General features: G+C 69.0%; 18 protein-coding genes and 2 pseudogenes. 11 read left to right on the top strand and 9 right to left on the bottom strand.

The features are described 5' to 3' along the window. Nucleotides 1-517: 517 nt before the first annotated feature. Entirely contained in the window at nt 518-814 is a 297-nt protein-coding gene (locus ACFWBY_RS32385; RefSeq protein ID WP_385334221.1) for a hypothetical protein, read from the bottom strand. Here ACFWBY_RS32385 and ACFWBY_RS32380 point away from each other — a divergent pair. Next, nucleotides 798-3,722: a tetratricopeptide repeat protein gene (locus ACFWBY_RS32380; protein WP_385409734.1), complete on the top strand. Its 2,925-nt coding sequence runs from the start codon at nt 798-800 to the stop codon at nt 3,720-3,722. The genes ACFWBY_RS32385 and ACFWBY_RS32380 overlap by 17 nt on opposite strands. 47 nt (nt 3,723-3,769) lie before the next feature. Here ACFWBY_RS32380 and ACFWBY_RS32375 read toward each other — a convergent pair whose 3' ends face one another. From ACFWBY_RS32375 to ACFWBY_RS32365, 3 genes are all read right to left on the bottom strand, one after another. Continuing rightward, complete coding sequence (locus ACFWBY_RS32375) at nt 3,770-4,270, bottom strand: transposase (RefSeq protein ID WP_385334217.1); 501 nt, start codon at nt 4,268-4,270, stop codon at nt 3,770-3,772. Nucleotides 4,271-4,651: 381 nt separating this feature from the next. After that, entirely contained in the window at nt 4,652-5,407 is a 756-nt protein-coding gene (locus ACFWBY_RS32370; RefSeq protein WP_385334215.1) for a transposase, read from the bottom strand. Between the two features lie 1,319 nt (nt 5,408-6,726). Further along, nucleotides 6,727-7,680, bottom strand: coding sequence for an alpha/beta fold hydrolase (locus tag ACFWBY_RS32365; protein WP_385334213.1), 954 nt, complete (start codon nt 7,678-7,680; stop codon nt 6,727-6,729). A gap of 142 nt (nt 7,681-7,822) precedes the next feature. Between ACFWBY_RS32365 and ACFWBY_RS32360 the strand changes: the two genes are divergently transcribed. After that, on the top strand, nt 7,823-8,479 hold the full coding sequence (locus ACFWBY_RS32360) for a TetR/AcrR family transcriptional regulator (protein WP_385334211.1): 657 nt from the start codon (nt 7,823-7,825) through the stop codon (nt 8,477-8,479). 656 nt (nt 8,480-9,135) lie between these two features. On the opposite strand, the gene ACFWBY_RS32355 is transcribed toward ACFWBY_RS32360, so the two are convergent. The 5 genes from ACFWBY_RS32355 to ACFWBY_RS32335 all read right to left on the bottom strand — a co-directional run bounded on the left by ACFWBY_RS32355 (nt 9,136) and on the right by ACFWBY_RS32335 (nt 15,127). Continuing rightward, complete coding sequence (locus ACFWBY_RS32355) at nt 9,136-9,435, bottom strand: hypothetical protein (RefSeq protein WP_385334209.1); 300 nt, start codon at nt 9,433-9,435, stop codon at nt 9,136-9,138. Continuing rightward, complete coding sequence (locus ACFWBY_RS32350) at nt 9,432-9,719, bottom strand: hypothetical protein (protein ID WP_385334207.1); 288 nt, start codon at nt 9,717-9,719, stop codon at nt 9,432-9,434. The genes ACFWBY_RS32355 and ACFWBY_RS32350 overlap by 4 nt, the downstream gene beginning before the upstream one ends. A 760-nt stretch (nt 9,720-10,479) precedes the next feature. Beyond that, the gene (locus ACFWBY_RS32345) at nt 10,480-12,819 is read right to left on the bottom strand and encodes a P-loop ATPase, Sll1717 family (RefSeq protein WP_385334205.1); all 2,340 of its coding nucleotides are present in this window, start codon (nt 12,817-12,819) and stop codon (nt 10,480-10,482) included. 559 nt (nt 12,820-13,378) lie between these two features. Then, entirely contained in the window at nt 13,379-14,083 is a 705-nt protein-coding gene (locus tag ACFWBY_RS32340) for a hypothetical protein (RefSeq protein WP_385334203.1), read from the bottom strand. 411 nt (nt 14,084-14,494) lie between these two features. Beyond that, nucleotides 14,495-15,127 carry a replication-relaxation family protein gene (locus ACFWBY_RS32335; RefSeq protein WP_385334201.1) on the bottom strand — a complete coding sequence of 211 codons (633 nt, stop codon included), beginning with the start codon at nt 15,125-15,127 and terminating at the stop codon, nt 14,495-14,497. A 1,243-nt stretch (nt 15,128-16,370) separates the two neighbouring features. Between ACFWBY_RS32335 and ACFWBY_RS32330 the strand changes: the two genes are divergently transcribed. The 9 genes and pseudogenes from ACFWBY_RS32330 to ACFWBY_RS32290 all read left to right on the top strand — a co-directional run bounded on the left by ACFWBY_RS32330 (nt 16,371) and on the right by ACFWBY_RS32290 (nt 26,856). Further along, entirely contained in the window at nt 16,371-17,411 is a 1,041-nt protein-coding gene (locus ACFWBY_RS32330; protein ID WP_385334199.1) for a hypothetical protein, read from the top strand. A gap of 352 nt (nt 17,412-17,763) precedes the next feature. Then, nucleotides 17,764-18,267, top strand: a pseudogene (locus tag ACFWBY_RS32325) (protein kinase family protein); the annotation flags it as partial. 203 nt (nt 18,268-18,470) lie between these two features. Continuing rightward, nucleotides 18,471-19,163 (top strand): hypothetical protein, encoded by a 693-nt coding sequence (locus ACFWBY_RS32320; RefSeq protein WP_385334197.1) that lies wholly within the window; start codon nt 18,471-18,473, stop codon nt 19,161-19,163. Further along, entirely contained in the window at nt 19,160-19,519 is a 360-nt protein-coding gene (locus tag ACFWBY_RS32315) for a hypothetical protein (RefSeq protein WP_385334195.1), read from the top strand. The genes ACFWBY_RS32320 and ACFWBY_RS32315 overlap by 4 nt, the downstream gene beginning before the upstream one ends. Next, nucleotides 19,405-20,190: pseudogene (locus tag ACFWBY_RS32310) on the top strand (IS3 family transposase); the annotation flags it as partial. The gene ACFWBY_RS32315 and the pseudogene ACFWBY_RS32310, both read left to right, overlap by 115 nt. Nucleotides 20,191-21,021: 831 nt before the next feature. Beyond that, a complete protein-coding gene (locus ACFWBY_RS32305) occupies nt 21,022-22,572 on the top strand; it encodes an integrase (RefSeq protein ID WP_385334193.1) in 1,551 nt (516 codons plus the stop codon). Next, nucleotides 22,569-24,302 (top strand): hypothetical protein, encoded by a 1,734-nt coding sequence (locus tag ACFWBY_RS32300; RefSeq protein WP_385334191.1) that lies wholly within the window; start codon nt 22,569-22,571, stop codon nt 24,300-24,302. Before ACFWBY_RS32305 ends, ACFWBY_RS32300 begins: the two co-directional genes overlap by 4 nt. Continuing rightward, nucleotides 24,299-26,443, top strand: coding sequence for an integrase (locus ACFWBY_RS32295; protein WP_385334189.1), 2,145 nt, complete (start codon nt 24,299-24,301; stop codon nt 26,441-26,443). The genes ACFWBY_RS32300 and ACFWBY_RS32295 overlap by 4 nt, the downstream gene beginning before the upstream one ends. Beyond that, complete coding sequence (locus ACFWBY_RS32290) at nt 26,440-26,856, top strand: hypothetical protein (protein WP_385334187.1); 417 nt, start codon at nt 26,440-26,442, stop codon at nt 26,854-26,856. The genes ACFWBY_RS32295 and ACFWBY_RS32290 overlap by 4 nt, the downstream gene beginning before the upstream one ends. Nucleotides 26,857-26,963: the final 107 nt, after the last annotated feature.

Here is a 26,963-nt window from a genome sequence, read left to right as displayed (position 1 = left end):
CCCACCTGGTCGAGGTCGTTGACGGGCCGCCCGACTCCTGAGTTTGGCTGGACAGTGCCCTCAAGGGCGCCTTCGGCGGCGCTCCGCGCTGGGCATACGCCCACCCTTGACCGCCCTGACCAGCCCTGATGATCGGCAGCTATCGAGCGGCCCGAGAACCCTGGCGCCGTCGGGATGACGGAGCAGCTCCGACGTCCGCATGGGGACGAAGGCGCCGACTCCGCGATGTCCCTGGCCCATTCCGTGACGTTCCAGCTGGGGAATACCGTGACCGTTCACACCAACGGGTACGGGCCCCGTGCCGCCACCGCCCGCGCCACCTGCGCGGTCAGCTCAGGCACCTTCGGCCACGGCCTCGGCTGCATCGACATCCCACACCCCACCCGCGACCGGGAACGCCAAGACGGCCGCTGCTGTCCTGTCCAACGAGCCGCCAGTGCCGCCGGGCACGGAATAGGCCAGCAGGATCGTCACCAGCCGCAAACGGGGGCACTTTGAGACTGAGTAGGGCTGGTCGTCAGGTGAGGAGGGCGGCGAGAGTGCCGGCTACGACGGCGGCGAGGGTGATGACCGCGGCGAAGGTGGTGGCGGCGCGGGTAAGGGCCGTGGGGTAGCTGGCGTGGTCCATGCGGGCGAGCTTGCCCGCGGCGGCGGCTGCCAGGAGCGCGACGACGGTCACGAATGCGGTGGCGAGTAGGACGACGGCGACGGTCACGGCAATCTCCCGGTATGCGTTGGGGGCGTTGACGTGTCGAAGGTTGCGGAAACCGTGTTCGCCGGGGTTCGCCGGGAGGAAGATGAACACGGCGAACACGACGGTCCTGGGGGCGCGCACCGTGCACGACGAACACGACGGCCAGGATCCGGCACTGACCGAGCTGCGGGAGCGGCTGAGGGGCGGGATGGCCCGCATGCGGCTGAACCAGACGGATCTCGCCAAGCGTGCCGGGCTGGGACGCACGACGGTGTCGGAGGCACTCTCGTTGGCGAAGCCTGCCCCCTCGCCCGAGACGCTGGCAGCCCTGGCCCGTGCGCTGAAGCTCCAGGAGCATCTGGAGGAGCTGCTGGAGTTACGGCGGAGCGCGGTCGAGGGCACCAGGGGTGGGGTGCGGTCGGTGCCGGGCCGTTCGATCGGTGAGTGGGATCCGCACGACTTGGAGGTCCACCCGGCTGGGCCCGGTGACGCCGCCTCCGGACCCGAGAGGTCGGGGGCGAGGACGATGCCCGGGTATGTGTGGCGCGAGCATGACCGGGTACTGGCCGGGGTGGTCGAGGATGCCGCAGCTGGCCGTAGTCGGGCCGTGGTGTTGGTGGGCGGTTCGTCGACAGGGAAGACGCGCGCGTGCTGGGAGGCCGTGCAGCCGCTCGCGGCGCAGGGGTGGCGGCTGTGGCATCCCTTCGACCCGACCCGCACCCAGGACGCCTTGGAGGACCTGCCTCGTGTCGCGCCGCACACCGTGGTGTGGCTGAACGAGGCCCAGCACTACCTCGGCGACCGCACGACGGGCGAGCGGATCGCGGCGGCCGTACACCGGTTGCTGGTGACCGTGGAGTGCGGGCCGGTCCTGGTGCTGGGCACGCTCTGGCCCGAGTACGCTGCCCGGTACACGGCCCTGCCCGTGCCGGGTGAGAAGGATCCGCACAGCCGGGTGCGGGAGTTGCTGGCTGGCCGCGTGCTGAGCGTTCCCGAGACGTTCGAAGCTCCGGCGCTGGCTGCCGCGGCCGCTCTTGCTGAGAGTGGGGACCGGCTTCTGGCCGATGCCCTCAGCCGTGCGAGCGCCGACGGGCGGGTCACCCAGGACCTCGCCGGCGCCCCCGAACTCCTCAACCGCTACCAGCACGCGACCCCAGCCGCCGCAGCGGTCCTGGAAGCGGCGATGGACGCCCGCCGCCTCGGTGTCGGCCTCCACCTCCCCCAGGCCTTCCTCACCGACGCCGCCGCCGACTACCTCACCGACACCGACTACGACCAGCTCACCGACGACTGGGCCGAGCAGGCTTTCGCCGAACTCGCCGCACCTGTCCACGGGAAACAGGCCCCCTTGCGCCGCACCATCCCCCGCACCCAGCGGCGTCCTCCCGCCCCGTCCCCGGACGCTCAGGGCCCGGCCCTGTCGACCGCGGGACCGGTGTTTCGACTCGCCGACTACCTCGAACAGCACGGCCGCACCAGCCGCAGGTACCTGTGCCCGCCTGCGTCGTTCTGGCACGCCGCCCACACCCACCTCACAGACCCCGACGACCTCAGCAACCTCACCCATGCGGCCGAGGACCGGCAGCGCCTGCAATGGGCCCACTCCCTCCGCCACCGCGCCGCCGACCACGGAAGCGCCAACGCCCTGTTACAGCTGGCCCTGATGCGGGAGCAGGCCGGGGACCGGGACGGCGCCGAAGCCCTCTACCGGCAGGCCGCCGACCACGGCAACACCGACACCCTGATGGAGCTGGCCCTGCTGCGGGAGGTGGCCAGGGATGACGACGGCGCCGAAGCCTTCTACCGGCAGGCCGCCGACCACGGCAACACCGACGCCTTGTACCGCCTTGCCGAGTTGCGGGAGTGGGCCGGGGACCGGGAGAGCGCCGAAGCCTTCTACCGGCAGGCCGTCGACCACGGCAACACCGACGCCCTGGGGCACCTTGCCGAGTTGCGGGAGCAGGCGGGGGACCGGGATGGCGCCGAATCCCTGGCCCGGCAGGCCGCCGACCACGGCAACACCGACGCCCTGGGACGCCTTGCCGAGTTGCGGGAGTGGGCGGGGGACCGGGATGGCGCCGAATCCCTGGCCCGGCAGGCCGCCGACCACGGCAACACCGACGCCCTGGGACGGCTTGCCGAGTTGCGGGAGTGGGCGGGGGACCGGGATGGCGCCGAATCCCTGGCCTGGCAGGCCGTCGACCACGGCGACACCGACGCCCTGTACCGCCTGGCCGTAGCGCGGGAGTGGCCCGAGGACGGCGCCAGAGTCTTCTACCGGCAGGCCGCCGACCACGGCAACCCCAACGCCCTGTACCGCCTGGCCGTAGCGCGGGAGCAGCCCGGGGGCTGGGAGGGCGCCGAAGCCCTCTACCGGCAGGCCGCCGACCAGGGGAACCCCAAGGCCCTGTACCACCTGGCCAGGAAGCGCGAGGAGGCCAGAGACCGCGATGGCGCCGAGACTCTCTACCGGCAGGCTGCCGACCACGGCAGCACCCACGCCGGGCTTCACCTGGCCGAGATGCGAAAATCGGCCGGGGACCGGGAGGGCGCCGAAGCCCTCTACCGGCAGGCCGCCGACCACGGCAATGCCGACGCCCTGTACCGCCTGGCCGTGATGATGGAGGAGGCTGGGGACCGGGAGGGCGCCGACGCCCTCTACCGGCAGGCCGTCGACCACGGCAATGCCGACGCCCTGTACCGCCTGGTCGCCATGCGGGAGCAGGCTGGGGACCGGGACGGCGCCGACGCCCTCTACCGGCAGGCCGTCGACCACGGCAATGCCGACGCCCTGTACCGCCTGGTCGCCATGCGGGAGCAGGCTGGGGACCGGGACGGCGCCGAAGCCCTGGCCCGGCAGGCCGCCGACCACGGCAACCCCAACGCCCTGTACCGCCTGGCCGAGGAGCCCGGAGTCTTCACCATGCTGTGGCCCTATGGCCTTGACCCAGACGGCACACCTACATCTCCATGGCGAGCGTCCGTGTCGATTGAGCGGAGCAGACACGTACCGCCGGGCACGTCGTAGGGATACCGCCGTTTGCGGCTGGTGACGATCCTGCTGGCCATTCCGGATCATGCGGTGAGGGAGAGGTCGAGTCGGGCGAGGTGGCTGGTGCGGGTTCGGTCGAGGGGATGGCCGTTCCACCAGGCGTCGAGTCGGATGAGGTTGAGCGCGACCGCTGAGAACGAGTGTTCCAGGTGAGTCTTCTTCAGGCCGCGGTAGCGGGCGCGTCTCATACCGGTGACGGCCATGGCCTGGTGGATGGTGCCCTCGACGCCGGCGCGGGTGGCGTACTTGGCCCGCCATTCCTGGCTGGTCTGCTGGGTGCGGGCCTCATCGAGGACCTGTTGCTGCTCGCGGGCGCGCAGGGAGAGTGTGCGGCCGCTGTTTTTGGCCCGTGTGCACTTGTCTCGGACCGGGCATGGCTGGCAGGTCTCCTTGTCGAACTTGACCACGATGGCCTTGGTACCGCGTTGGACGGCGGGGCTCCACCAGGTGCTGGTGTGTCCTCGTGGGCAGGTGGCCTGCCGGTTGTCCCTCGATGGCGAAGGCGGTGCGACCGAAGCCAGCACCGGAGCGGGCCTGGGGTGAGCTGTCCAACAGGACCGGGGTGACCAGGGTGACGCCAAAGCCCTCCTTCATGCCGACGATCAGCTCGGCGGAGGGGTAGCCGGAGTCCAGAAAATGCTCGGCGGGCAGCAGGTCGCGGGCGGCGAGCATGTGGTGGATCGACTCGGTCATCTCCGCGTCGGTCACGGTGGCGTCGGTGGTCGCGATGTTGGTAATGATGCGCAGTGGGCCGGCCGCACCCGATCCGGAGGCGAGAGCAGTCCCGCCGACAGCCGGGTGGATCTCCTCCTCCGGGTCGCAGGTCTCGCTGATGTGAACCTTGTAGCCGGTCCACCATGAGCCCTGTTTGAGGCCGTAGCGCGCGTCCAGGTCATACGGTGAGGTCAGACGCAGTCTGCTCGGCGGGAGATCCTCGCTCTCCCGCCGCTGCACCTCCCGCCCGGTCTCGGTGACCGTTCGCGTGTAGTTCTGCACCCACACCATCCGCAGGATCTGCACTGCGGGAAGTTCTCGCAGCCACACCGGAGCGCCTGCGGTATGCGCAGCTTCCAGAAGCGCGAAGCCGTCCTGGCCGTAGGCCAGTGCCATCTCGGTGCGCTTGGCCTGGGAAGAAGGCAGCTGCCAGGAGTCGATTCGCGGCCCGTACCGCTCTGTCCACTGTGGGATCGGTACCACCTCGGACAGCCAGCCGGGTGCCGCGCAGAGAGAGCCTCCAAGGCGGCACGCAGGGTTTCACCGGCCAGTTCCAGGCGGTTCAGGTCGCGCACCGCGGCGAGCACGCGAGTGGAGTCCGTCCGCTGCTGCCCGCCGGCCTTCACCAGGCCCTTGCTCTTCAATGCGGCCAGCAGCAGGTCCAAGGCCCGTTCCTCCAGGTTGTGCGCCACCAGGCGGGCGCGGAACTCGGACAGCACTGAGGCGTCGAAACCTGGATCGTCCAGTTCCAGGCCCAGCGCGTACTTGAAGTCCATCCCGAACCGCACCCGATGTGCCGCGGCCCGGTCGGTGAGGTTCTCGGCGAACTGCAGCACTGTCACCAATGCCAGCTGCCCCGGTGACCACCCCTGTCGGCCCCGTACCCCGAACGCCTGGGCGAACTCGGCATCCGCGAACAGCTCGCCGAGCTCGTCGCGGACCCGCATCGCCAACGGATACGGTCCCTTCGCCGCCGCGGCCCGCGCTGCCCGCCCGGTCGTATCCGGCACCTGCGGCCACGGCCGCGCCCGCATCGACACTTCAACCCCACCCCGCGGCCGCAGACGGAAGAGCACGACCGCTACACGACCAACGAGCATCACAACCGACCCGCAACGGAATTGGCCAGCAGGATCGCCACCAGCCGCAAACGGCGTCCAACCCCTGATCTGTATCAAACCGTGCTGGCGTGCGGTGCGTCAGCCAGATGATGGGGGCTATGTCGATCTGGTAGCGGTTCACTGCCCTCGTGCGTACCCACTGGCGGAGGGTCTGCTTGCCCACCGGGTTTGTCCTCAATGTCTGGGGCAACGAGCTCTTCGACACCTCGTACCGGACTGCCGGTGTGGTCCTGTTCGTCGTAGGGCTCGGCATTGCCTTCTACGGGCTGCGGTTCTGGGAACGAGGGTTTACTGACGACTGGCGTGTCACGAAGCGGGTGCGCCGCCGGGCGGACATCAAGCGGAGCGATCCGCTACGGATACGTGCCCGGGGAGACCTGAGAACGGTCGTGCGGGGCATCGTTGGCCAATGGGACCGGGCGGCCGCGTTCATGGAGATAGGCCGGAGCGGGCGACGGTTCGACCAGGTCGCACAGCACATCGGCCAGCGGCGCCGAAGGCCTGGGGACAGGCCCCAGGAGCGGGTGCTCGTAGTCGTTGATGTAGGTCAGGAGGGGGGAATGGTGTGCTCGGTGTGGGCCCGAATAGGGGTGGAGGCCTCCGGGTTCGGTGTGGATTGCGACATCTGTACCGTTCCGAGGAGTCCCTCGTGGACACCGCATGGACCTGCGGAAAGAGCATCTCCGACCCACACCCAGAAGACTCATGGGCCGCAGCGCGCCACCCCACCGGCTGCCAACCCCTCTGCCACGAGCAGCCTCTACATCAAACGGGTTCAAGGCCCTGTATTGGCCAATTGCGTGATCCCTTCGCACGCATGTAGGAGATGGGCTCTGGCGTACCCCACGAGACCTCCGCCCCTGACGCAGGGGAGCCGACCGTCAGGTCTCGGACGTGGCGCCGCGAACTGAGTCGCCAAGCTGAGGTGGGCGATCGCAGCTGGCGACGTCGAAGTCCATGCCCTCTGGGGCTCGCCAAGGACGGCCCGGACACGACCTTCGTCTGCAAGAGCGCCCTGTAGGCCGCACGAGCCGACCGCCCGTCCAGGCGCCGCGTGCTGCAGGTGACGGAGACGGTGTGATCGGGGTGGCCGGTGAGGCGGACCGTCCAGGTCCGTCCCGGCACGCGTGCTCCGGGCATCTGGGTCAAGTCGGGTCCTGTCGTCGTGCTGGTGGAGGCCGGCGTTCCTGTCCGGTTCGGAGGGAGCCGGGTGCGTACGCCGTTTCGTGGAAGGCCCGTCGGCGGCGCGAGGCGCTCTGGGTCAGAGCGGCGACGATCTCGGCGCGGGCGCCGGGGATCAGGCGCGGTACGCGTTCCAGCTGCCGCTTGGGGTGTACGAGCAGGCTGCGCTTGCCCATGATCAGGTAGAACGGCGTCCGGATGGAGCCCAGTTCCGCGTCCGACAGCGGCAGCGGGGCGGGACGGCGGATCCGGAAGGCCCGCACGCTGGCCTGGATCATCGCGCGGAGCTCGGGGACGACGATCACCGGCTGCTCCAGCCACTTGGCGAGGCGGGGGCGCCACTCCTTGGGGGCGTAGGTGGCGAACAGGCTGGCGAAGATCCATACGAAGAAGCGCAGGCCGACCTTCTCCAGACCGCCCGGGTCGAGGGCGGTGACCGAGGCGAGGCGTTCGGGCCGAAGGTGGGCCTGGTTGATGACCAGCCAGCCACCGTACGAGGAACCGACCAGGTGGACCTTGTCGAGGCCCAACGCATCGAGGGCCTCGTCCATCCACTGCGCCGCGCGCTCGGGCTGCCACATCGGTTCGCGTTGGACGCTCCGGCCGGGGTCGCCGGGAGTGTCGAGAGCGTAAACGGGGCGCTCGGCGCTGAGGGCAAGGGTGTTGGGATACCACTGGGCGGAGCAGCCTCCCGAACCGTGTATCAGTACCACGGGTGTGCGTGAGTCGGCTGCCGGGTCGGCGGGGCCGTACCGGTAGACGTGGGTGGTGCCGAAGCTCGTCTCGACGTCCGTCTCGGAGCGAGCGGGCGCTCCCTTCGCGTAGAGGACGTCGCAGGTGGCGAAGTACCGGTCGCGCAGTTCGGCGCTCACGTAGTGGCCGATGTCGCGGCGTACTCGGGTCGTGTTCTCGGGCACGGGGCACCTCCAGGAAGATCGGTTCTTCGTGATACGAACGTACCATATTGTTGATACCGCGGTACCATGAACATGTTCGGACCGAGCCGGACTGTGAGCCCCTGAACCACCCACCCCACCTCCACGGCCGGAGACAGCACTGATGCCAAAGCGCGTGGACCACGAGGAACGGCGCACGCAGATCGCCGAAGCGCTCATCCAAGTCGCGGGGCGGCGAGGGCTGCACGCCGTCGGCATGCGCGACGTGGCCGCCGAGGCCGGCGTATCCCTCCGGCTCGTGCAGTACTACTTCGAGACCAAAGAGAAGCTGCTCTTCTATGGACTCCAGCACCTGACCGACCGCTTCACCGCCCGCGTGGGCGCCCGACTGGCCGCCGTCGGCCCGGACCCGGGCCCGCGCGTGACGATCGAGGCGCTGTTGCTGGCATCCCTGCCGACCGACCAAGAGAGCCGGACCTTCCACCTCCTGTACAGCTCCTACTCGATCCTGTCCGTGACCGACGGAGCACTCGCCGCCCAGCCCTTCATCGACAACCCCGACGCGGCCGAGAACGCCCTCACCGGCCTGATCGAAGGAGCCCAGGCGGCAGGCCTGGCCGATCCCGGCACCGACGCACGCACCGAGGCCATCAGCCTGCTCGCCATGACCGCAACCATGGGCACCAGCATCCTCGTCGCCCAACGAACACCAGAGTCAGCCATCGCCGTACTCCGCCACCACCTCGACCGCATCTTCACCGCCGGCGGCCACACCACCCCGGACGCCGGACAACGGACAGACGCCGATACCTGTCCATAATTTCTGCTCCGCCGCGAAGCCGCTCGCCAGGACGCCGGAGTCGGGGACGTATTCGGCGGCCTGGGCCAGCATCGGCTCGAAAGGCGGCGTGAGAACCACTCGGGGATGGCCTCCTTCACCGCCTGCTTCGGGCCTGGCACCCGACAGCCTCCCCCGGCCAGGCATGCATGGCGCGTGGATAGGGCCAGAGGGCCCTGCCGAGTCAGGCTCCGGGGTGGGCCGGCTTCTGCTGTGACTCCACAAGCCGGGCCCGGCACTCCTGGCAGAGCGGGTTCCCACCGACCCCATATCGACAACATGTTCGATGACAGCGTACGCACGGTCCGGACTGGGATGGGGCCCAGGTCGCGACTGCGGTGCGTGGAGTGGGGGTGCTCATGAGCTGGGTCCTCTCGGCGGCGGCACTGTAGTGAACCGTTTCGCCGACCCGGCATTCCCGCCGACACACAGCAGCACACGGACGCCACAAGCAGTCACCAGACCGCGCTCCAGTATCTGGGTAGCAGGGGTCCCGGAAGGGGTGCAACACGGTGGTGCAACGCGCTCGCGCAACAGCGCGTTGCACGCGTTGCACCAGGTCAAGACCGCAACGCACGGTTGCGTTCGACCGCGTTGCACCGCCTGTGTTGCAGGGCACCCGCGTGCAGACGGCGGGACTACCTCCTGCCGTCCGCGCCCCAGCCGCCGAGGAAGTCGGCCAGGGCACGGCGCTGCTCTTCCTCGCGGGCGATCTGCTGCGCGAGCACGGTGCGGTCGATGTAGGGGTCGACGGCGGCGAGGACCAGGCGCTGGAGTTCGGCCGGCTCCAATGCCTCCGCCTCCCACTGCACCGGGCGGCGAGGGTCGAAGCCGTAGCGGCGGGCGAAGGCCGGCCACCTCGGGTCGCCGCGCTTGCCCTCGGTCGCCGGGAGCCCGTACGTGCGTACCTGCTCGTAGGTGAGCAGCACCCAGGTCACCGAGCTCCAGCAGCCGGTGGCTCCACCCAGTCCCGCTCGATGTCCTCGCCCGAGCAGTCGAAGTCACCGACCACGAGTAGACAGGCTTCGCGTTGCTCGTGGGCGACGCGGTCGCGGACGACGTCGGCGTAGGACTGGGAGCTGAAGCCGCGGACCACGAGCACGGGGATGCCCGCGAACTCGAGCCAGCCGGTCAGCTGCTGGCGGAGGGTGTCATTCTCGGCGGCGACGTACAGGGCCTGCTTCTGGCCCGTGGTGCGGTCCAGGCGGAACCAGGCGGGCATCTCGGCGACGAACGCGTCCGCGTCCGGCCAGGCGGGAGGGACGTGGACTTCGCGGACGGTGTCGATCAGGTCAGGGAAGCGGCCTTCTCTCCGGGCCTGGGGCCAGCTGCGCGGACAGCCGGCGGTACATGGGCGGCGTGTGCGGCAGCACGCCCTCAGCTGCGAGTCGGTACATGACCTGCCTCAAGGTCACCTTGAGTGGCGCGTACCCGTCCACGATCTGCCGGGCCCGTTCCACGACGAGGGGCCACCGGATCCGTTCACGAGCCATACCGGTACATGTACCCCTCCGCTCGGCCGCCGGCCCCCGGGATACGGATAGACCTCTCCCCTCGGCTATCGCGAGTAAGAGGTGTCGTTTTCCGAAGGGGGCTTGCCCAGGGCTTCTGACCTGCACGAATGGAAGATCACCAGCTGCGGGGGGTCCCACCTCCGGTCACACCTGCGGTCCCCCGCCTAGTGCACCCCTGCAGGCAACTGTCCAACCCCCTTCCGGTGCAACCTTCAGGCAGGTCGGGGTGCGGCCGTGTGCCGAGACACGTTAGGTGTCACCTGGACACGTTTGTTGTCACCTGCGGCTGATTCCCAATCGTCGTTGTCCAGCGTGCGACCCGTCGACCGATCTGTCGGTCCTATGCCGGCGGCGCCATGTGTGTGCAGCGTTCCAGAAGCCATCACGGCGGACATCTCGCGGTGATCCGCAGGGCAGCCCGGGCGCATCGCCTGTTCCTCTGCGGCCGGAAGGCGGGCCGGCCAGGGATCAGGCGTAGTCCCAGCAGCGGGTGTAGAGCCGCGGAATCCGAAACATCGACCTGGTCTGCGTGCCACGCTGCTCCACCACGCGCTCAAGGAACCCCAGGCGCTCCAGGAGGCGGACCTGGTCGCCGATCTTGCCTTCCGTGTCGTCGAACAGTTGCTCCACCTCGGCCAGTGTGAAGTGTGCGAGCTTGCCAGCCCGGCAGTTCAGCACGAACGTCGGCGCGACCTTGAAGTCGTTCGCCACCTCGTAGAAGCTCAGGTCGGACAGTTTCGTCATGGCCCGCTGTACCGCATCGGTGGAAAACAGCGGGACTGCGGTGACGGGGGCGTCGGGTCGTGCCGAGTGGTCTCGGGCCAGATGCAGGAGCAGCACGGCCAGTCGTGGGGAGATGTCGCCGTTGCCGTTGCGCAGCGAGTCGATGAGCCAGCGGTCGACGGGCTGACCCTCGATCTCGGCCGGGAACAGAACCTCGAGCGCGGCGCGCAACTCGATCTCGTCATCGGCTACACGCAGCCGTCGTGCAAGCCGGTCGAATGGTTCGTTGGCGAACACCCTGCGGATCAGCACTTGCAGCCAGTCTTCTTCCGACCATTCGAGCACGAGGGACCGGGAGACCAGTTTGTTCTTCTCCTGGATGTCGTACAGCTCGAACAGGTCCGTCCGCAGGAACACCACGAGCGCGATACGGGCGAGCTGGACCACCCGGGCCTCGGCCTGCAGCAGTGCCTGGACCAGAGCCTCCTGCCGGCCCCGGTCGTACTTGAACGCTTCGTCGATCCGGTCGAGCAGGACCACGACGTGCCGCCCGGTCTGTTCGAGCAGGTTGTCCGTCTCCTGCAGCAGTGAGTCGACGTCGAGGAACCCTCTACTGGGAGGGGTGCCAGCAGGAAGAGTCGTCTCGAAGTCGACCGGTCCCACGCCGAACTTCAGGGTCGTACCGCCCAGAAGGCGGGCGAGCACGTGCATGGCCCGCCGGGTGCGGCTTGGTGGTTCGGTGGGCAGGCCGAGTGCGGCTCGCAGACCCGAGGCGTTGCGGCGCAATGCCTTGGGCGCCTCCACCGGGACGGCTGAAGCCACCGTGGCCGCGATGGCCACGAGCCAGGCCGCGCGCAGCGCGTCAGCGTCCAGCCAGGTGCCCTTGTCGACGATGCGGTGCAGCAGGTCGCCGACGTCGTCGACCGGGAGGGCCTCGATGGACCGATCTTCCCCAAGCTTGCGGAAGATGGCGCTCTTACCCGAGCCTCGGTCGCCGATGACGATGGTCCGCTTGTGGACGAGGATCCGGTCCAAGCTGTGCCGTCCAACGTAACTCGCGTCAAGCAGATCGTCGTGTTCCGCCTCCTCGGCACCGAACCTGAGGTCGGCCAACCGGAACGGCCGCACGAAGACCTGCTGGGACAGCACTGCCTCCTGGACGGAGGCGTGAGCGAACTCCACCGTCCCGGCCTGCTCATCGACCGTTACCAGGCTGAACACCGACGGGAAGTCCAGTACCGCGCGGACCATGCCTTCACCGATCCGTAGCTTCCCGGCCAGCACCGAAATCCGGTCCAGGCCACCAGCAAGCGCGAGCTCCTCAAGGAACAAACCGAGCAGGGCCGGATCCGGGGAAGCTTGGAGGGCACCATCGACCCACGATTCGGTCAGACCTTCCAAGTACTCCCCGACCACCACCCCAGCCCCCTCGCGGTGCTGCAGAGCCTGCGCCGCCACAAGACGGGCAATGAGCGGATTCCCGTCCGCCTTCCTGACGATGTCGCAGACGACGTCTTCAGCGAGGTCTGGCGCGGTTGCCCGCAGCAGAGCGAACATGTCCACCTCAGCGAGAGGACCGACGTACAGCCTGGCGAACTGGCGCCCGAATCGGCGGTATTCGATGTCGGCGAGACGTGATGCCAGGACGAGCGTCCAGGCGTCCAGATCATGGCTAAGCTCTTCGACAGCGGCGGCCATCCGCTGTGGATAGCCCGCCTCGTCCAGTCCGTCGAGCAGCAGCACGGGCGCTGTCAGCCGGCCGGTGACTTGGTTCAGCGCTGCACTGACCTGCCCGAGCCCGTCGCTCCCGGATGCGCGGATCGTCCGCTCGAACTCGACGTCGGAGACGTCGACCACTCGCGTGACCTCGTTCTTGATCAGAGCCGAGAGATCAGCCACCTCGGCGCCTCGCAGGCTGACCAGGAAGGCCTCCCGGCCCCGCCGCTGCAGTTCGGTTTCGAGCTGCTGGAGCAGCACGGACTTGCCGACCCCCGGGCCGCCGAGGACCAAGACACCCTGGTGGCCCGGGGCGTCGAGAATTTCCAGGAGGTCGATGAGTTCGGGCCGCTGAAAGGATGCCTCCACGCTGGTTCACGGTAGCCGGATCAGGCGGTCTGCGTCGGGCGCCGCGCTGACGCCACGGTCTCTCCCGTGACACCACACCCGCCGGCAGCGACGGCGGTCACTCAGCCCGACGTACGAAGACCCTCCGAGTGAGATCTCCAAATTTGATGACAACACGACTGGCCACGCACCAGACGTGACAACACACTTGTCCAACTGGTGACAACTACCGCGTCCCGTCAGCAGCAGACAGCCAGGCCGTCACCTCTCCCCTGTGACATCTAGCGTGTCCCGGCACAGGCCGCCGGCCACCCCGTTCCGGGGAGGCTTGCCCGGGTGCTGAACGGGTGGAGGCCGGGCCTGTGGCCCTGAGCCGCCGGGCAGCGGTTGTGGGTTCAGCGGACCGATCGGCCCGTGCACGGATCACGTCTGCGAGGCGGAGCATGGGACGTCACAAGCTGCACAAGCCGCGCGCGCCGCGCGGTGAGGGCGGGCAGCCGACGGAGTGGCTCGGCACCGCGTTCCACTCCGTCCTGGGGATGCTGCACCTGGACGTCCGCCGGTCCGGCAACGGCATCCTCTACGACAGCTCGTCCTCGCACACCCTCATCGGCGCCGGACCGATGCCGGTGATCGGGCTGTGCAGGCTGTGCGCCGACGGCAGCACGCTCCGCTCGCTGCGCCAGGCCGACGTCCCCGTCGACCCGCAGCAGCGCGCCGTCCTCGAGACCGTGGCCGCCGCCATGGCGTAACCGAGCCCCCTGGGCAAGCCCCGGCTTGCCCAGGGTCGCCTTGGGCTTGCCCAGTCGCTCAGGCTTGGTGCCGGCTCCCACAGCGCGCGGGCAAGCCCGGTGCCGTCGCAGTGGAAACACCGGCCGCCCCCGGGCGTGCCGCGGGCCGCGATGGTGCCGACGGCCTGGCGCAGGAGGCGGGTGAGGCCGTCGACGTGGGCCGGGTGCAAGGCGAGTTCGTGGCGCTTGCCGACCTGGACCTCCAGTGCGACCTCGGGCCCGGCGTAGCCCAGTTCGGTGGTGACGCCGTGGGTGACCGTGCGGATGAGGTCGTGGAGGTGGCCCATCGTCTCCATCCCGGACAGCTCCACCCGCGCGGTGAAGAGGACGTCGTCCGGCTGGGTGAGGGACAGCAGCGCCTCCGGTCGCTCGAACGGGACGAGGCGGCCGACCGGGTCGCGGTGGGACGCGTGAAGGCGCGCCAGGGCGAGCCACATGTCGCCCGCGTCGCTCTGCCCGAGCCCGGCCGGGTTCTCCTGCTTGTTTCGTCTCATGACTCCGGTGTACGGCCAGCACGAGGACGCCAGCCGGGTCCGGGCCTTCGCGTCCCAGACGGTGACGCCACGACCTCGGGAGCCATCCCGCCCTGCGGCCCGCACGGTGGGCAAGCCCCTCGTGCGGTGGGGCTTGCCCACCGAGACCCGTGACCGGTCGGCAGGCCGGGCGTGACCGGCCCGTCTCCGGCAATCGGTCAAACGGCACGTCAGCGCCGTGACCGGCCCGTGCAACTCCCGACCGAGTCGCTGACCGGTCATCGGTTACCCGTCATCGGCCAGCCACGGCCTCGCCGGGCAGCGCCGGGCGGACCGTGACCGGCGCCGCTCTGCCGGCGAGCCCCGGCCGGGGTGGGCAAGCCCGGTTCGGGGTGGCTTGCCCAGGCTCCCCTTGGGCTTGCCCACCACCGGTCAGCGGCCGGCGGGCTCGGGGTAGCGGCGGCGGCGCCGGTCCGGGTCGTCGACGCCGATCTCGTACCAGGGCTCGCCGCGCTTCAGCCGGGGCATGGTGTTCACCCACACCGCGACGGTGATGCCCTTCACGTCGGCGGTGATGGCCCGGCGGCGGTTGTCGAGCAGGTGCTCCTCCTTGCCCGCCAGGACGACATAGAGCAGCGGGAAGCGCTCGGAGCGGGTGTAGCGGTGGCGCTGCCAGAACGGGTACGTGCTGCCGTTGGTGCCGCGGGCTCCTTCCCAGACGCGGTGTCCGGCGTAGCGCTCGTAGTCCCAGACCTCCTTGGCGAGGCGGGCCTGGGACATGGTGCCGTTGTCGAGTTCGAAGAGGCGGACCTCGCTGGTCTTGGTCGGCACGGCGAGGACGGCGTCGGTGTTGAAGGACAGGCCGGTCTCCTTGATGGCGTGGTTCACCTCCACCTGCCAGTCGGTCAGGTACTCCCGGCGGCCGGCGAGGATCGTGTGGGTCACCGCGACGGCGTGCGGGCCGAACCCGGCTCGGACCGCCTTCGCGCCGGTAAGTGAGCGCCGGCGGCGGCATCCAGGGATCCGTCGGCGATCTGACCTGCGCCCCAGTAAGCCATAGCCCACTTTGCAGACCGTCGGTCGGCGGGCGGGTGGAGGAGCCGCCCAACTCCTCCAGCACCTGGTCGAAGAGCGCAGGTGCTTCGGGCTCTTCGCTCCTCAGGAGGCCGGCCAGCATGGCGAGAGAGGGTCTCTCACCCCGGCGATCAGTGCGTTCAGCCCTGGCTGGATGGTCGCCTTCCGGTCCAGCAGTGTCGGCAACGTCAATCGCGGGAGCGGTGTCTTGGGTCCCGCATGATCACCGTGTGAGACATGTACCGAAGTGGGTTGGGCTGCTGTATGTAGTTCTGGTCGGGGCCTTCTTGGCGTGGTATATCGCTCGTGGCCACGAGGTCGATTATCTGATCGCCGTTGTGTCCGCGTTCACCGGCCTGCTGGCGCTACCCACCGCAGTGATCGCCGTGATCCGATCCAGCAAGAGCGAACCGGCGCTCACCCGGCCGGAGGAACAGGCCGACCAACTGGCTCAAGGAGTACGCCAACAGTGGGAGGCCGAGGCGCAGGTACGCCGCCTGAACGACCCCTTCCCACTATCGGTCGAATGGGTCGCAGCCGAGGCGGACCTAGTCGAGCCGTGGCCCCACTTGAAGGAGTTGGCCGAAAACTGGCCGGGCCAGTGCTCGGCCAACTCCACGTGGGCCGTCAGCCCCAGGGGGCTCGCCGGCGGTGGGGGTGACATCGCCCAGGTTTTCGAACGCGTCCCCACCTGTCGGCTGGTCATCCTCGGCGAACCCGGTGCCGGCAAGACCATGCTGCTAATCCGCCTCCTCTTGGCCCTGCTCGAACGCCGCCCGCCCGGCGGCCCTGTCCCGGTTCTGTTCCCGCTGGCCTCGTGGGATCCAGCCCAGCAGGACCTGTACACGTGGATGGCCGACCAACTCGCTCAAGACCACCCCGTCCTACGCACCTTCGCCCCCTCGAACCCCCCGCAAGCGGGCACCAGCACCCAGGCACGCGCCCTAATCAATCAGCGGCTGATCAACCAGGTTCTGCCAGCCAGCCAGCCGCTGGTGCTCTCCAGCCGGACCGCCGAGTACCGCGGCACCCTAACCACACCGGCCGGGACCCCTGTGCTCCTGAACGGAGCCGCGGGCATCCGCCTCCTCCCCCTGGAGCCCGCTAAAGCGGCCGCCTACCTGGAACGCGACGCCGGAGGCCCCGGCACCGAGGCCGCAGCCCGCTGGAGGCCGGTTAGCGCGTCACTGAGCACCGACACCCCCGTCTCCCAGGCACTCAGCACCCGCTCGGGTTGTTCCTGGCCCGCACCATCTACAACCCCCGCCCCGACGAGCAGCTCACCGACCTCACCCACCCGAGTGAACTCCTCGACCAGGCGCGCTTCCCTACCCGCCAGGACATCGACACCCACCTGTTCGCCGCCTTCATTCCCGCCGCCTACCGCAGCCACCCACACCACCCCCCTCGCTGGACCGCCCAACAGGCCCAGCAGACCCTCACCTTCCTCGCCCACCACCTCCAACACACCCTTGACGGCACCCCCAACCTCGCCTGGTGGCAACTTCCCAAAGCCCTCGAACACCGACAGGAGATCACCGTAGGGCTCACGGTCGGCCTCATGAGTTGGTTGCCGAGCGCCCTTCTGATGTGGGTCGGACACGGCCTTGGGCACGGGCTCACGACCTGGCTCATCTGCGGGCTCCCGTGGACAGCGGCGGCAACATTCCTCGCCACGTCCGCAAGCGGGAGAAACCCAAGCTCAGGTATCCGCTGGAGCTGGGGAGGGAGATCCTGGCTCACAGTCGGACTCACCTTCGGGCTCTTCTTCGGGTTCTGGCTCGATGCCCCAGGTAGGTTCCTTGTTGGGCTTACTCTCGGATTCGCCGGTGGGCTGCCCTTCGGGCTCATGGGAGGGCTCAGGTCTGTGCACCCCGACCTGGACAAGGCTGTGGGGCCAGCCGCGGTCCTGGTTCAGGACCGCCGCACCCTCGTCGTCATTACGCTCTCGGGCGTACTCGCGGGCCTCCTCGCGAGCGCACTCACGATCGGGTTCGATCTTTGGTTCGGATACAGGCCCATGATCTTTATGCGCTTCGGGTACGGGCTCGCCATCGGCCTTCCGGTCGGCCTCATGCTCGGATTCGCTCGGTCAGTGTGGATGAACTACCTGGTGGCGCGAATCAGACTGGGTGTAACAGGGCGTGTGCCATGGCGCTTCATGAGTTTCCTAGCCGACGCCCACAAGCGGCGGGGCGTACTGCGACAGGTGGGAGCGGTATACCAGTTCCGCCACATCGACCTCCAGCGTCACCTCGCCGCACGCCAACCTTGATCAGCCAATGGGAAACAAGGGGGTCGCCGCACCGACCCCGCCCGCGCCACCCGCCTGTGGGAGGAGAGCTGGGGAGTCTCCGTCGAGGAGCTCAACAAGGAAGCAGTCGAGGCGGCGAAACAGTTCTTGATCAAGCGGCCGGCAGCAGAGGCCGGGAGCTGACCGCCGGTTCTTGCCCGCGGTAGCCGATTTTCGTCACACAGCCTCAACGGCATTCGGAGGGACCCCAGTTACGCCACATCTCACCGTCTTCGACGTGGGAGGGTGGTCTTTTGGCCCCCGTCCCGGTGTCTGCTGAAGCCGTTGAACAGGAGGCGGGGCACGGTTGGAGGCGTGAGCGAAAGGCCCTGATATGTCCCGCGGTGCTCGTCTGGCCGCCCACCGCTCCGTTTCCACATCGCTGGCGCTGCGCAGTGACCGCAGTCTGCGCGAGTTCGTGGACGCCGGCGCACCGCTGGAGTCAGGCATTGGCGGGAAGACGGTCCTGCTGGAGGTCGAGGGAACCCGGGTCTTCGTCAAGCAGGTACGGCTGACCGATCTGGAGCGACGGCCGGAGCATGTTCACTCCACCGCGAATCTGTTCGGGCTCCCGGCCTTCTGTCACTACGGCATCGGTACCATCGGCGCCCCGGGGTTCGGGGCCTGGCGGGAGCTGAGCGCGCACACCATGACGACGAACTGGGTGGTCGCGGGAGACTACGAGGACTTCCCCCTGATGTACCACTGGCGGGTGATCCCAGACTCTGGCCAGCCGCTGCCCGAGGAACTGGCCGATGTGGATCGAGCTGTCGCCTACTGGGGAGGCGGACCAGCGGTACGTCGGCGGATCGAAGCTCTCCAGCAGTCCACGGCAAGCGAACTGCGCCAACGTGCTGCACCTGCGCCGTTCCCGGCGGGCCCGGATCGCCGCCGAGGTCGAGGCGCTGCCCGGCCTGGGCGAGCGTGAGCGGCGCCAGGTCCTCGAGGAGCGCCTGCGCGAGGCCGTCGCGCTGGAGGCCGAGGATCTCGTGTGGCGTCGTCAGCGGGTCCGTGAGGAGCAGGATCGGCGGGCAACCGCCCGTGCGGAGGCGGCGGCCCTGGCCGAGGCGGAGCAGCAGGCCGGCGGCCGCGCTCCGGGGCCTGCCGTGCGAGGACTGCGGCCAGGAGCAGGCGGCCGCGCTGTGCGAGGTGTGCGGCTACCGGCGCCGGACAGGGGCCCTGACGGTGGAGGCCGGGCTGGTGGCGGCCGCCTGGTCCGCCGACCTGGACGACTCGCAGGCCGTCACCGCGGTACTCGTCCACGTCCGGGCAACGCTGCAGGCCGCAGCTCGGAAGGCCGTGGACGACTACCTGCAGTCAGTGCCCCCGGGCGAGCTGGACGCGGACCCGCTGGGCACCGCGTCTGTGCTGGCGTTCGGCGCGCTCCAGGCCGTGCAGGACGCGGCCCCGGAGTACCGCCGCTGCGCCCTGGAGATGCTGGGCAGGACCGAGGCGGCCGAAGCCGAGGCCCGGCGGGCATTCCGGACCGAGCAGGGCCGGCACTGGTTCCGGCACAACCCGACCGGTGCGAACGCCGTCGCAGCGGCGACGAAGGCCGCCAACGCGGCCCGGGAGCGCACTGCCGAGTACCTGCTGACGACGCGGGTGGAGCAGCTGCGCGAGCAGATCGCCGCCCGCAGCGAGCAGGCGGCGGCCACGCCGTGGACGGACCGACTGCCCGACCTCGCCGCCCGCCCGCTGGATGCCAACGTCACCGGGGCGGTGATCGCGTGACTACCGAGCTGAGCGGTGTGGACATCGCCCGCCAAGCCCTGGCCGCGGCCCGGGAGGCGGCGAGGAAGAACGGGGCCGCCAGCAGGAAGCCGAAGCGGCTCACCACCACCGTCGTACGCCGCGATGGACGTGAACCGCTCGGACTGGGCAGTGCGATCAGCCGGATGATGACCGAGCGCGGGATGGTCGTCCCGGCTGCCGGCGGAAGCGTCCTCGCGCAGTTCGACGCCATCCTCGCTGCGGTGCCGCGCGGGCCGGCCGGGCTCTGGCGGACGTCGATCTCGCCGAATGCATCACGCGAATCCATCAGGAATCGGATGGCACCTACGGGGTTCCGCGTGTCACTGCCGAGCTGAGGGACGCCGGTCAACGGGTCAATCACAAGCGCGTGGAGCGCGTCATGCGCGCGTTCGGCATCGTCGGGCTGCACCTGCGCAAGAAGGTCCGCACCACGGTTCCCGAGCCGTCTGCGACACCGGTCCCGGACCTGCTGCGGCGCGATTTCACCGCCCAGGTGCCGAACACCAAATACGTGGGCGACATCACCTATCTCCCGGTCGGAGGCGGCCAGTTCCTCTATCTGGCCACGGTGCTGGACCTGTCCTCGAAGCAGCTGGTGGGCTGGTCGATCGCCGATCACATGCGGACCTCGCTGGTCACCGACGCGCTCAAGGCCGCGGCTGCGGCCAGAGGTGCCGGCGGACTGCGCGGGGCGATATTCCACAGCGACAACGGCGCCCAATATGTGTCGAAGGAGTTCGCCCAGGTCTGCTCGGACCTCGGGGTGAGCAGATCACGCGGCGCGGTGGGCACGAGCGCGGACAACGCCGCCGCGGAGAGCCTGAACGCGACCATGAAACGAGAGACGCTCCAGGGACGGAAACGGTGGAACGGGGCCCGCGAGGCGCGGCTCGCGGTCTTTCGATGGGCTACCCGCTACAACACCCGCCGCCGGCACTCCCGCCTCGGCCAGATCAGCCCCATCGCCTACGAACAGCGATCAACTACGCTGACCACCGCCGTATAGCAACCGGTGTCCACGATCAAGGGGAAGCCCCCGACGGCAGTGCTGATCCGTGTCGACCGCGGTCGCGGCCATGACGCGCCCCTGCTCTCCGCACTGGTCACCGCCGCCGATCACGATATGCACCCCGCCTACCCCCGGATCGCGGAAGCCCTGGGCCGACCACCTGCGCGGGGCAGCCTTGAGGCCGTGGCCCAGTGGGCCATGGAGGTATCTCGGATACATCGGAAGCGCACCCACTAGGACATTGACGCTGCGGCGATCTCGAGCTGCGAACCAATCCATCAGATCGCCAAAAGTGCCTACCTACGGCCGAGTTGGAGCCTGAGCCCCTCCAGGAATCCGCGAACCCGCGCGCTTCAAGTAGCACCGCAGCCAAGATCGGGAGGGATGAGGTCGGTCACCGCAGTGTCGAGTGGCGCTTCGTCGGGTTCGGCACACCACTCCGGAGGTTCGGACAGGCACTGGGCCCCTGGCGCGACGCCGGATGGACCGTCCGCGCCCAGGGACGCCTCTGCGCCGCGGTTTCGCCGCCCGGCCCCGTGACGCCTCCGCAATCGGCGCACGTGGCCTGGGCCACTCCAGAGCCGCCCGCAGCGTCCTGTCGATCATGGAAGCGATGGCACACTGATGGGCTCAACTTGCCTATCGGGCCAGGGAGATCACCTGATGAACGCCACCCCCGCCGACGCCCAGGGAGCCGATACAGCCGGGCCACGTGCCGGCGGCTGCCCGTGCGGCCGCATCCGCTTCATCACCGGAGGGCCGGCCGTCTTCCCCCACACCTGTTTCCCTGATGATTGAGTGAGTTCAAGGGACTCACAGGGGTGGCAGATGGACGAGTGGTGGCTGGTGTTCGTGCCGGATCCGGAGCGATGGGGGCCGCTCCCGGAGGAGGGGGTGCTGGGGGTCCGCGACTTGCCAGCAGCGGTGGCCGCGGTGGGGCTTCAGCCGGGCGATCCGGTTTTTATACGGCCTGATTTCGTGGTCGATCCCGAGCTGCTGGAATTCGCACTCTCTCCGGAATTCCATCCGCTGGAGCGGGAAACTCGACGGAATTACGCGCTGGATATCCGACTGTTGCTGACTTGGTTGTGGCGACGTGGGATTCCGTGGCGGCAGGCGACCGAGAGCGACTTGCGCGCGTACCGGGAATTTCGGTGTGACTCGCCACTCAACCCAAGCCGAATCAGCGGGGCGAAGTGGGATCGGGAGGCGTCGGCTTTCACGCGGCTCTACCGGTGGGCGAAGGTCACGCCGTTGCCGGTGGACAGCCGGCGCCGGGCGGACCGCGCCGCGGACGCCCGCAGCTCGCGGGTGTCGTGGCTGACACCGCGTACCTGGGGCCTTTGGCAAGATGTTGGTCTTCGTGGGCTCGGTCCCGACGGGACACCGGTGCCGGGCTGGGACGCGCGGACCGAGCTTCGGAACACCTCGTTCGTCGGCTTCACGCTCAGCTCGGGACTGCGGCGGCAGGAATCTGGCGCCATGTTGACGTTCGAAGTGCCGTCCCGACCGCTGCGCTCGGGCCGCTATTGCCACGGGCAGATGGCCCGAGCGCTGTCCCGGTCGAAGCGAGACCGGACCTTCTACGCGTCGGTCGATTCATTGCGCCAGGTCAGCGCCTACGCGGAGTCGGAGCGGGCCTGGGCGGTCGAGCGGGCCCAGGCCCAGGGACGCTACGAGAAGTTGCCGCAGATGCGGCTGATCACGAAGGTCACGACGGGCCGCACCTCGACGGTCCACTGGATCGACCGCGACGGCGTCCAAGGCCGCCATGACCTGAACCTGCTCGACTGGCGCGAGCGGCAGTGGCTGTTCGTCGAGGGGCCACAGGGCCCGGAGCCGGCATGGCTGTGGCTGACCGAGCAGGGCCTGCCCATGCTGCCGGACCGCTGGAACACCGTGTTCCGACAGGCCAACCAACGCTGCGAGCAGGCCCTGCTGACTCCGCAGGAGCGCGAGACGCCCCGGCTGCTGCGGGTTGCGGAGATCCGCGGGAAGGTCCCGTACGCGACACCCCATTCCATGCGGCACTCGATGGCGCTCTACATGTTGATCCTGCTCAACGAGTTGATGGACAAGAAGTACGGGCTGACCGCTGCAGACCGGCGCGACTTCGCCCAGCTCTACGGCGATCCGTGGTGGCTGGTGAAGACCCTGTTGGGGCACAAGGACGTTGAGACGACGAAGGAGCACTACCTCCGCCCGGTCATGCATCTGCAGCTGGAGTCGATCCTCACCTTCGACACCGAGGACGAACACGGTGAGACGGACGAGACGAAGGATCTGAACGGTCTGTTCGCCCGGCTGGCCCGGGAGACCTCCGGGATCCAGGACATCGAGATGCTGGTCGACGCCCTGCCCGTCGCGGCGGCATCGTGAGCGGGCGGGGACGCAAAGCCGTCCTGCCGCCGCCGGACTTCCAGGCAACCGAGCGGATAGCCGCCGACGGACTGCAGGTCACCGTGCTGAACAAGGAGGGCTTCAAGCGGGTCTTCGACTTCGCTGAGCTCTCCGTACCGCAGCCGATGCGCGGGTCACTCGCGCGAGCGTTCGCCGCGCAGTCCATGGGATGGAACAGCCACTCAAGCGGTGAATCGTATTGGCAGTCCCTGGAGGTCTTCGCCCGGTTCCTCAAAGCCCAGGGGCACCCGGCCGAGGACCTCGGCGACCTCACCTCGGCCACGCTCCGACTCTGGCGCAACAACCACAAGGACACCCCCGGCGGGCGCGAGGCCCTCGCGAAGATGCGTACGATGCTGAAGCGGGAGCCGCGGCTGGCGCAGGGCCTGGCGGCCGAAGAACTGGCCCGCCCGGTCCCGAAGAAGGGCAAACCGTCCAAGCAGTCCTACCGGCCGTCGGAGCGCGACCAGGTGCTGCTGGTCGCTGAACGGCAGTTCCGGGCCTCGCTGCTGCGGATCCGGGAGAACACCACGCTGCTGGACGGCTACCGGGCAGGCTCGCTGGACCCGACCAGCCGCGAGTGGAGGGTCGCGTCCGTCCTCGAATGCCTGGCCGCCACGGGCGAACTGCCCGGGTACCCGGACAAGGAGGGGACGGTCTACACCCGGGCCGAGGGGCTGTTGCGTGGAAAGAACGGCGGGAAGACGGCAGGCCGGCTGTTCCTGAGTCGGTCGGAGCTGACGGCGCTGGCCGTGATGATGACCGACCGCTACGGCTGGAACCTGTCGGTCTACGACCGTCTGCACGTGCCTGTCACTACCCCGTCCGCGGGCGAAAAGACGACGGTCACCTATGAGGTCCTGGTGGAGAAGCGGCGCTCCGGCGAGGGCCGGTGGTTCGCCACGGAGAACTACACCGACTCCGGCGCGGACTCGCCGGGTCGGCTCATCACCCAGGCCCTGGAAGCCACGCAGCACGGGCGGGCCCTGGCGGCCGTCCTGTCGCCTGGCCACGACCTGCTGATGGCCGCCCGCAACCGGCGCCGTACGGACGTGGACTCCAATCTGGACCGGCCCCGGAACGTCGGCCCGCTGTGCTTCGGGGTGTCCAAGGCCGATGCGCGAGTATGGGCGAGCAAGCACAAGATCGGTTCGCCCTTCCAGCGTGCCCGCAGGACGACCGTCACCACGACGGGAAAGCCGCTGCAGCACAAGCCCGGCACGCACGAGAGCATCTACGTCCTGCCCGACGAGAACGTCCAGGAAGCCGCCGTGGACGTGATCGCGGCGGGCGCCGAGGAAGCTTTCGAACAGGCCCGCAACTACACCTTCCACGGGCGCCTGACGGACGCGGCCGACGCGGCCCACCTGGAGACCGCAACGGCGGACTGCGCGGATGAGGACAACAGCCCTTGGCCGGACCCAAACGGGGGCTGCGGCGCCGACTTCCTGCTCTGCCTGTCCTGCGAGAACTCCCGAGTCCACACCGGTCACCACCCGCGCCTCGCGCTGCTGCGCCGGCAGCTGATCTCGCTTCGCTCCGCCTGGCCCGAGAAGCTCTGGCGCGAGCGCTGGGACGAACATCTCCAGCGACTCGATGACCTGCGGGCGAAGGTCAACGAGAGCACCTGGGATGCGGCACTGGGCCGGGTAACCGACCACGACCGAATGATCATCGACCACCTGCTCGAGGGAGACCTGGCCCCGTGACGACCGCACTGTCCATCGAGGCCGATCCCTACATCCTGCCGCTGCCGGAACCAGACAGCCCGGTCGTCATGGACCGGTGGATCAGCGCCGGCAACACCTACTCCAACTCCCTCTACAGTGACGACATCTGGTCGCTGGGGCCGCTGACCGACAACCCCGGGGACAGCCTCCACAAGATCAATCTGAGGAAGTGCCCGGCTGCCTTGCGGAGCGAGGTCCGTCGTGTCCTCTGGGTCTTGATCAACGGCGAGCTGCGCCCCACCTACATCCGGGAACGGGGCTTTCAGAACCGGACACGCGACGGTGTGATCAGCATGCGCGACTGCATCATCCAGTGGATGAAGTTCGCTCGCTGGCTCGATCGGCAAGGCGTGTCCCGGCTCAGCGACTGCACCATGGAGCATTGGAAGGCGTACGCCGCCAAGATCGCCAGTAGCGGCTGCGGGCGCGGTCATGCCCTGACGGTTCTGCGCTGGCTCTCGGACATGTGGGCCTTCGACCAGCTGTCGGCCAGCCCCTGCGGCATTACGCGTCCGCCCTGGGAGGACGAGGGCATCGACGACTATCTGCCGGCCGAGACAGGAGACGGCAGCGGGGAGAACAAGACCGAGCCGCTGGATCCGGCCGTGATCGGGCCTCTGCTCACCTGGTCGATCCGTCTGGTCGAGGACTTCTCCGGCGACATCCTCGCTGCCTGGGACGAACGCCGCCGCATGCACGCACAGGTGAAATCCGCCAAGACCACCCGCGAGGGCCTGGCAGCCGTCAAGAGCTATCTGCTGCCTCTGATCAACTCCGGTGCACCGCTGCCCGCCACCGTAAGCCGCCTGCACGGCGTCACGCTGGGCCACCACTACGTCGCCGCGATCGCAGGGGCCAGCTGGACCCAGGTTCATTCGTTCGCTACTCGGCTCGGACTTCGCCAGCTCACCGCTCAGCGGCCCGGCCCCAGCCCGATGCAGGTGCCCGTTACGGGCCGGATCGAGGGACGACCATGGCGCGAGTTCATGGACTACGAGGAGACGCCGATCCTGGTGCGGCACGTGGGCACAGCCGCAGCAATAGTGATCTTGTACTTGACCGGGATGCGGCCCCAAGAGGCCCAGTCCCTGCGCTCCGGGTGCTGCCCCGACCCGAAGCCGAACCCGGACGGCACGATGCCTCGGCATCTGATCCGCTCCCACCACTACAAGAACGTCCGCGACTCCGACGGCCACCATGTCTCCGCCGGTGAGGAGCGCGCGGTCCCGTGGGTTGCGATCATGCCGGTAGTGAACGCTATCCGGGTGCTGGAACAGATGGTCCCCGAAGGCGAGTTGTTGTTCAGCTCCGCCCACCACGACATCGTTGGCCAGCGCAAGCAGCGTGGTGCGCTCAAGCGGAGCAGCCTCGGCCGACGCATCGAGGACCTCGTCTCGTGGATCAACCAGGAAGCCATCGCCCACGGCTTGCCCGACCAGCAGGTGCCGCCGGACCCGCATGGGAACCTGGGACTGAGCCGTCTGCGTCGCACTCTGGCCTGGCACATTGCCCGTCGGCCAGGCGGTCTGGTCGCCCTGGCCATCCAGTACGGGCACATGCGTACCGCCCTGGATGCCCGCACCTCCACCGGCTACGGCAGCCGCGAGCGTAGGGGCTTTCACGGGGAACTCGACGTCGAGACCGCCCTCGCCGCCGCGGCCACGGCGGCACGGCTGCGCGACGCAGCGGCGGCCGGCGAGAAGATCTCCGGACCGGCAGCGCGGCGGGCGATCGTCGGAGCGGCCTCGATCCCGAGCTTCGAAGGTGCCCTGACCACTCCGAAAGCCGCCGCGAAGTTCCTTGCGCGGGACGGTCTCGTGCTCTTCGACAACCCGGACGCCTTCCTCATCTGCGCGTTCAAGCGCGACACTGCCCTGTGCGATCCGGACCCCGGAGCGACGGCGCCGAATCAGTTCGCCTGCCAACTCGGCTGCGGCAACGCGATCCGGACCGACAGCCACGCCCAGGCCGCGCGGGAGCACGCTGATCGGCTCGATGCGAGGGCAGCCCTCATGCCCCAGCCCTTGGGTGACCGGCTGCGCCTGACCGCCGGCCGCTTCCGCACTCTCGCCGAGACCCACGACGCCACCGCCCAGACCGCTGAGGAGGCCCTCGCATGACCCCACAGCCCCGGCCCGACGACGAGCGGACCCGCATCCGTGAGGCCATGGACCGACTCCTCACCGGGCAGCCCGAGACCTCCGACGGCAGTCTCACCGTCAAGGCGCTGGCAGCCGAGGCCGGCGTCCACCGCATGGCCCTCTACAAGCGGCACGCGGACCTGAAGAACGAGTTCGACGAACGCGTCCGCACGGAGACCAAGCAGGTCCCGGAAACGGAGAAGCATCTGCGGGGGACCGTCAGCAAGCTCAAAGAGACCGTCGCGAATCAGCGAGCCGAGCTGGAAGAGCTCCGCCATCTGGTGACCAACCTGACCCTCGCCAGCGCCGTCCTCACCCTGACGCCGGATGCGCCGGCGGAGCCCGCCCCCGCACCGGACAACGTCATCCCGTTCCGTCCGCCCACCAACTGAGCCGACGGCCATGCTCAGCCGTCCGCGACTCGAACAGACGGCTGAGCACACCTACCCGTACGCGATGGTGCACGGCGGAGTCGTACGCGACTGGGGACGTTCGCTGG

The organism is Streptomyces sp. NPDC060049, from assembly GCF_042736715.1.
Lineage (GTDB): Bacteria > Actinomycetota > Actinomycetes > Streptomycetales > Streptomycetaceae > Streptomyces.
This window is presented reverse-complemented; position numbering and strand designations above follow the sequence as displayed.

What these genes read in the sequence shown, in the direction of transcription:
- ACFWBY_RS32380 (WP_385409734.1), top strand. Translation starts at nt 798, where the DNA reads ATGAACACGGCGAACACGACGGTCCTGGGGGCGCGCACCGTGCACGAC.
- ACFWBY_RS32370 (WP_385334215.1), bottom strand. Translation starts at nt 5,407, where the DNA reads ATGCGGGTCCGCGACGAGCTCGGCGAGCTGTTCGCGGATGCCGAGTTC.
- ACFWBY_RS32360 (WP_385334211.1), top strand. Translation starts at nt 7,823, where the DNA reads ATGCCAAAGCGCGTGGACCACGAGGAACGGCGCACGCAGATCGCCGAA.
- ACFWBY_RS32350 (WP_385334207.1), bottom strand. Translation starts at nt 9,719, where the DNA reads ATGCCCGCCTGGTTCCGCCTGGACCGCACCACGGGCCAGAAGCAGGCC.
- ACFWBY_RS32340 (WP_385334203.1), bottom strand. Translation starts at nt 14,083, where the DNA reads ATGAGACGAAACAAGCAGGAGAACCCGGCCGGGCTCGGGCAGAGCGAC.
- ACFWBY_RS32305 (WP_385334193.1), top strand. Translation starts at nt 21,022, where the DNA reads ATGGACGAGTGGTGGCTGGTGTTCGTGCCGGATCCGGAGCGATGGGGG.
- ACFWBY_RS32290 (WP_385334187.1), top strand. Translation starts at nt 26,440, where the DNA reads ATGACCCCACAGCCCCGGCCCGACGACGAGCGGACCCGCATCCGTGAG.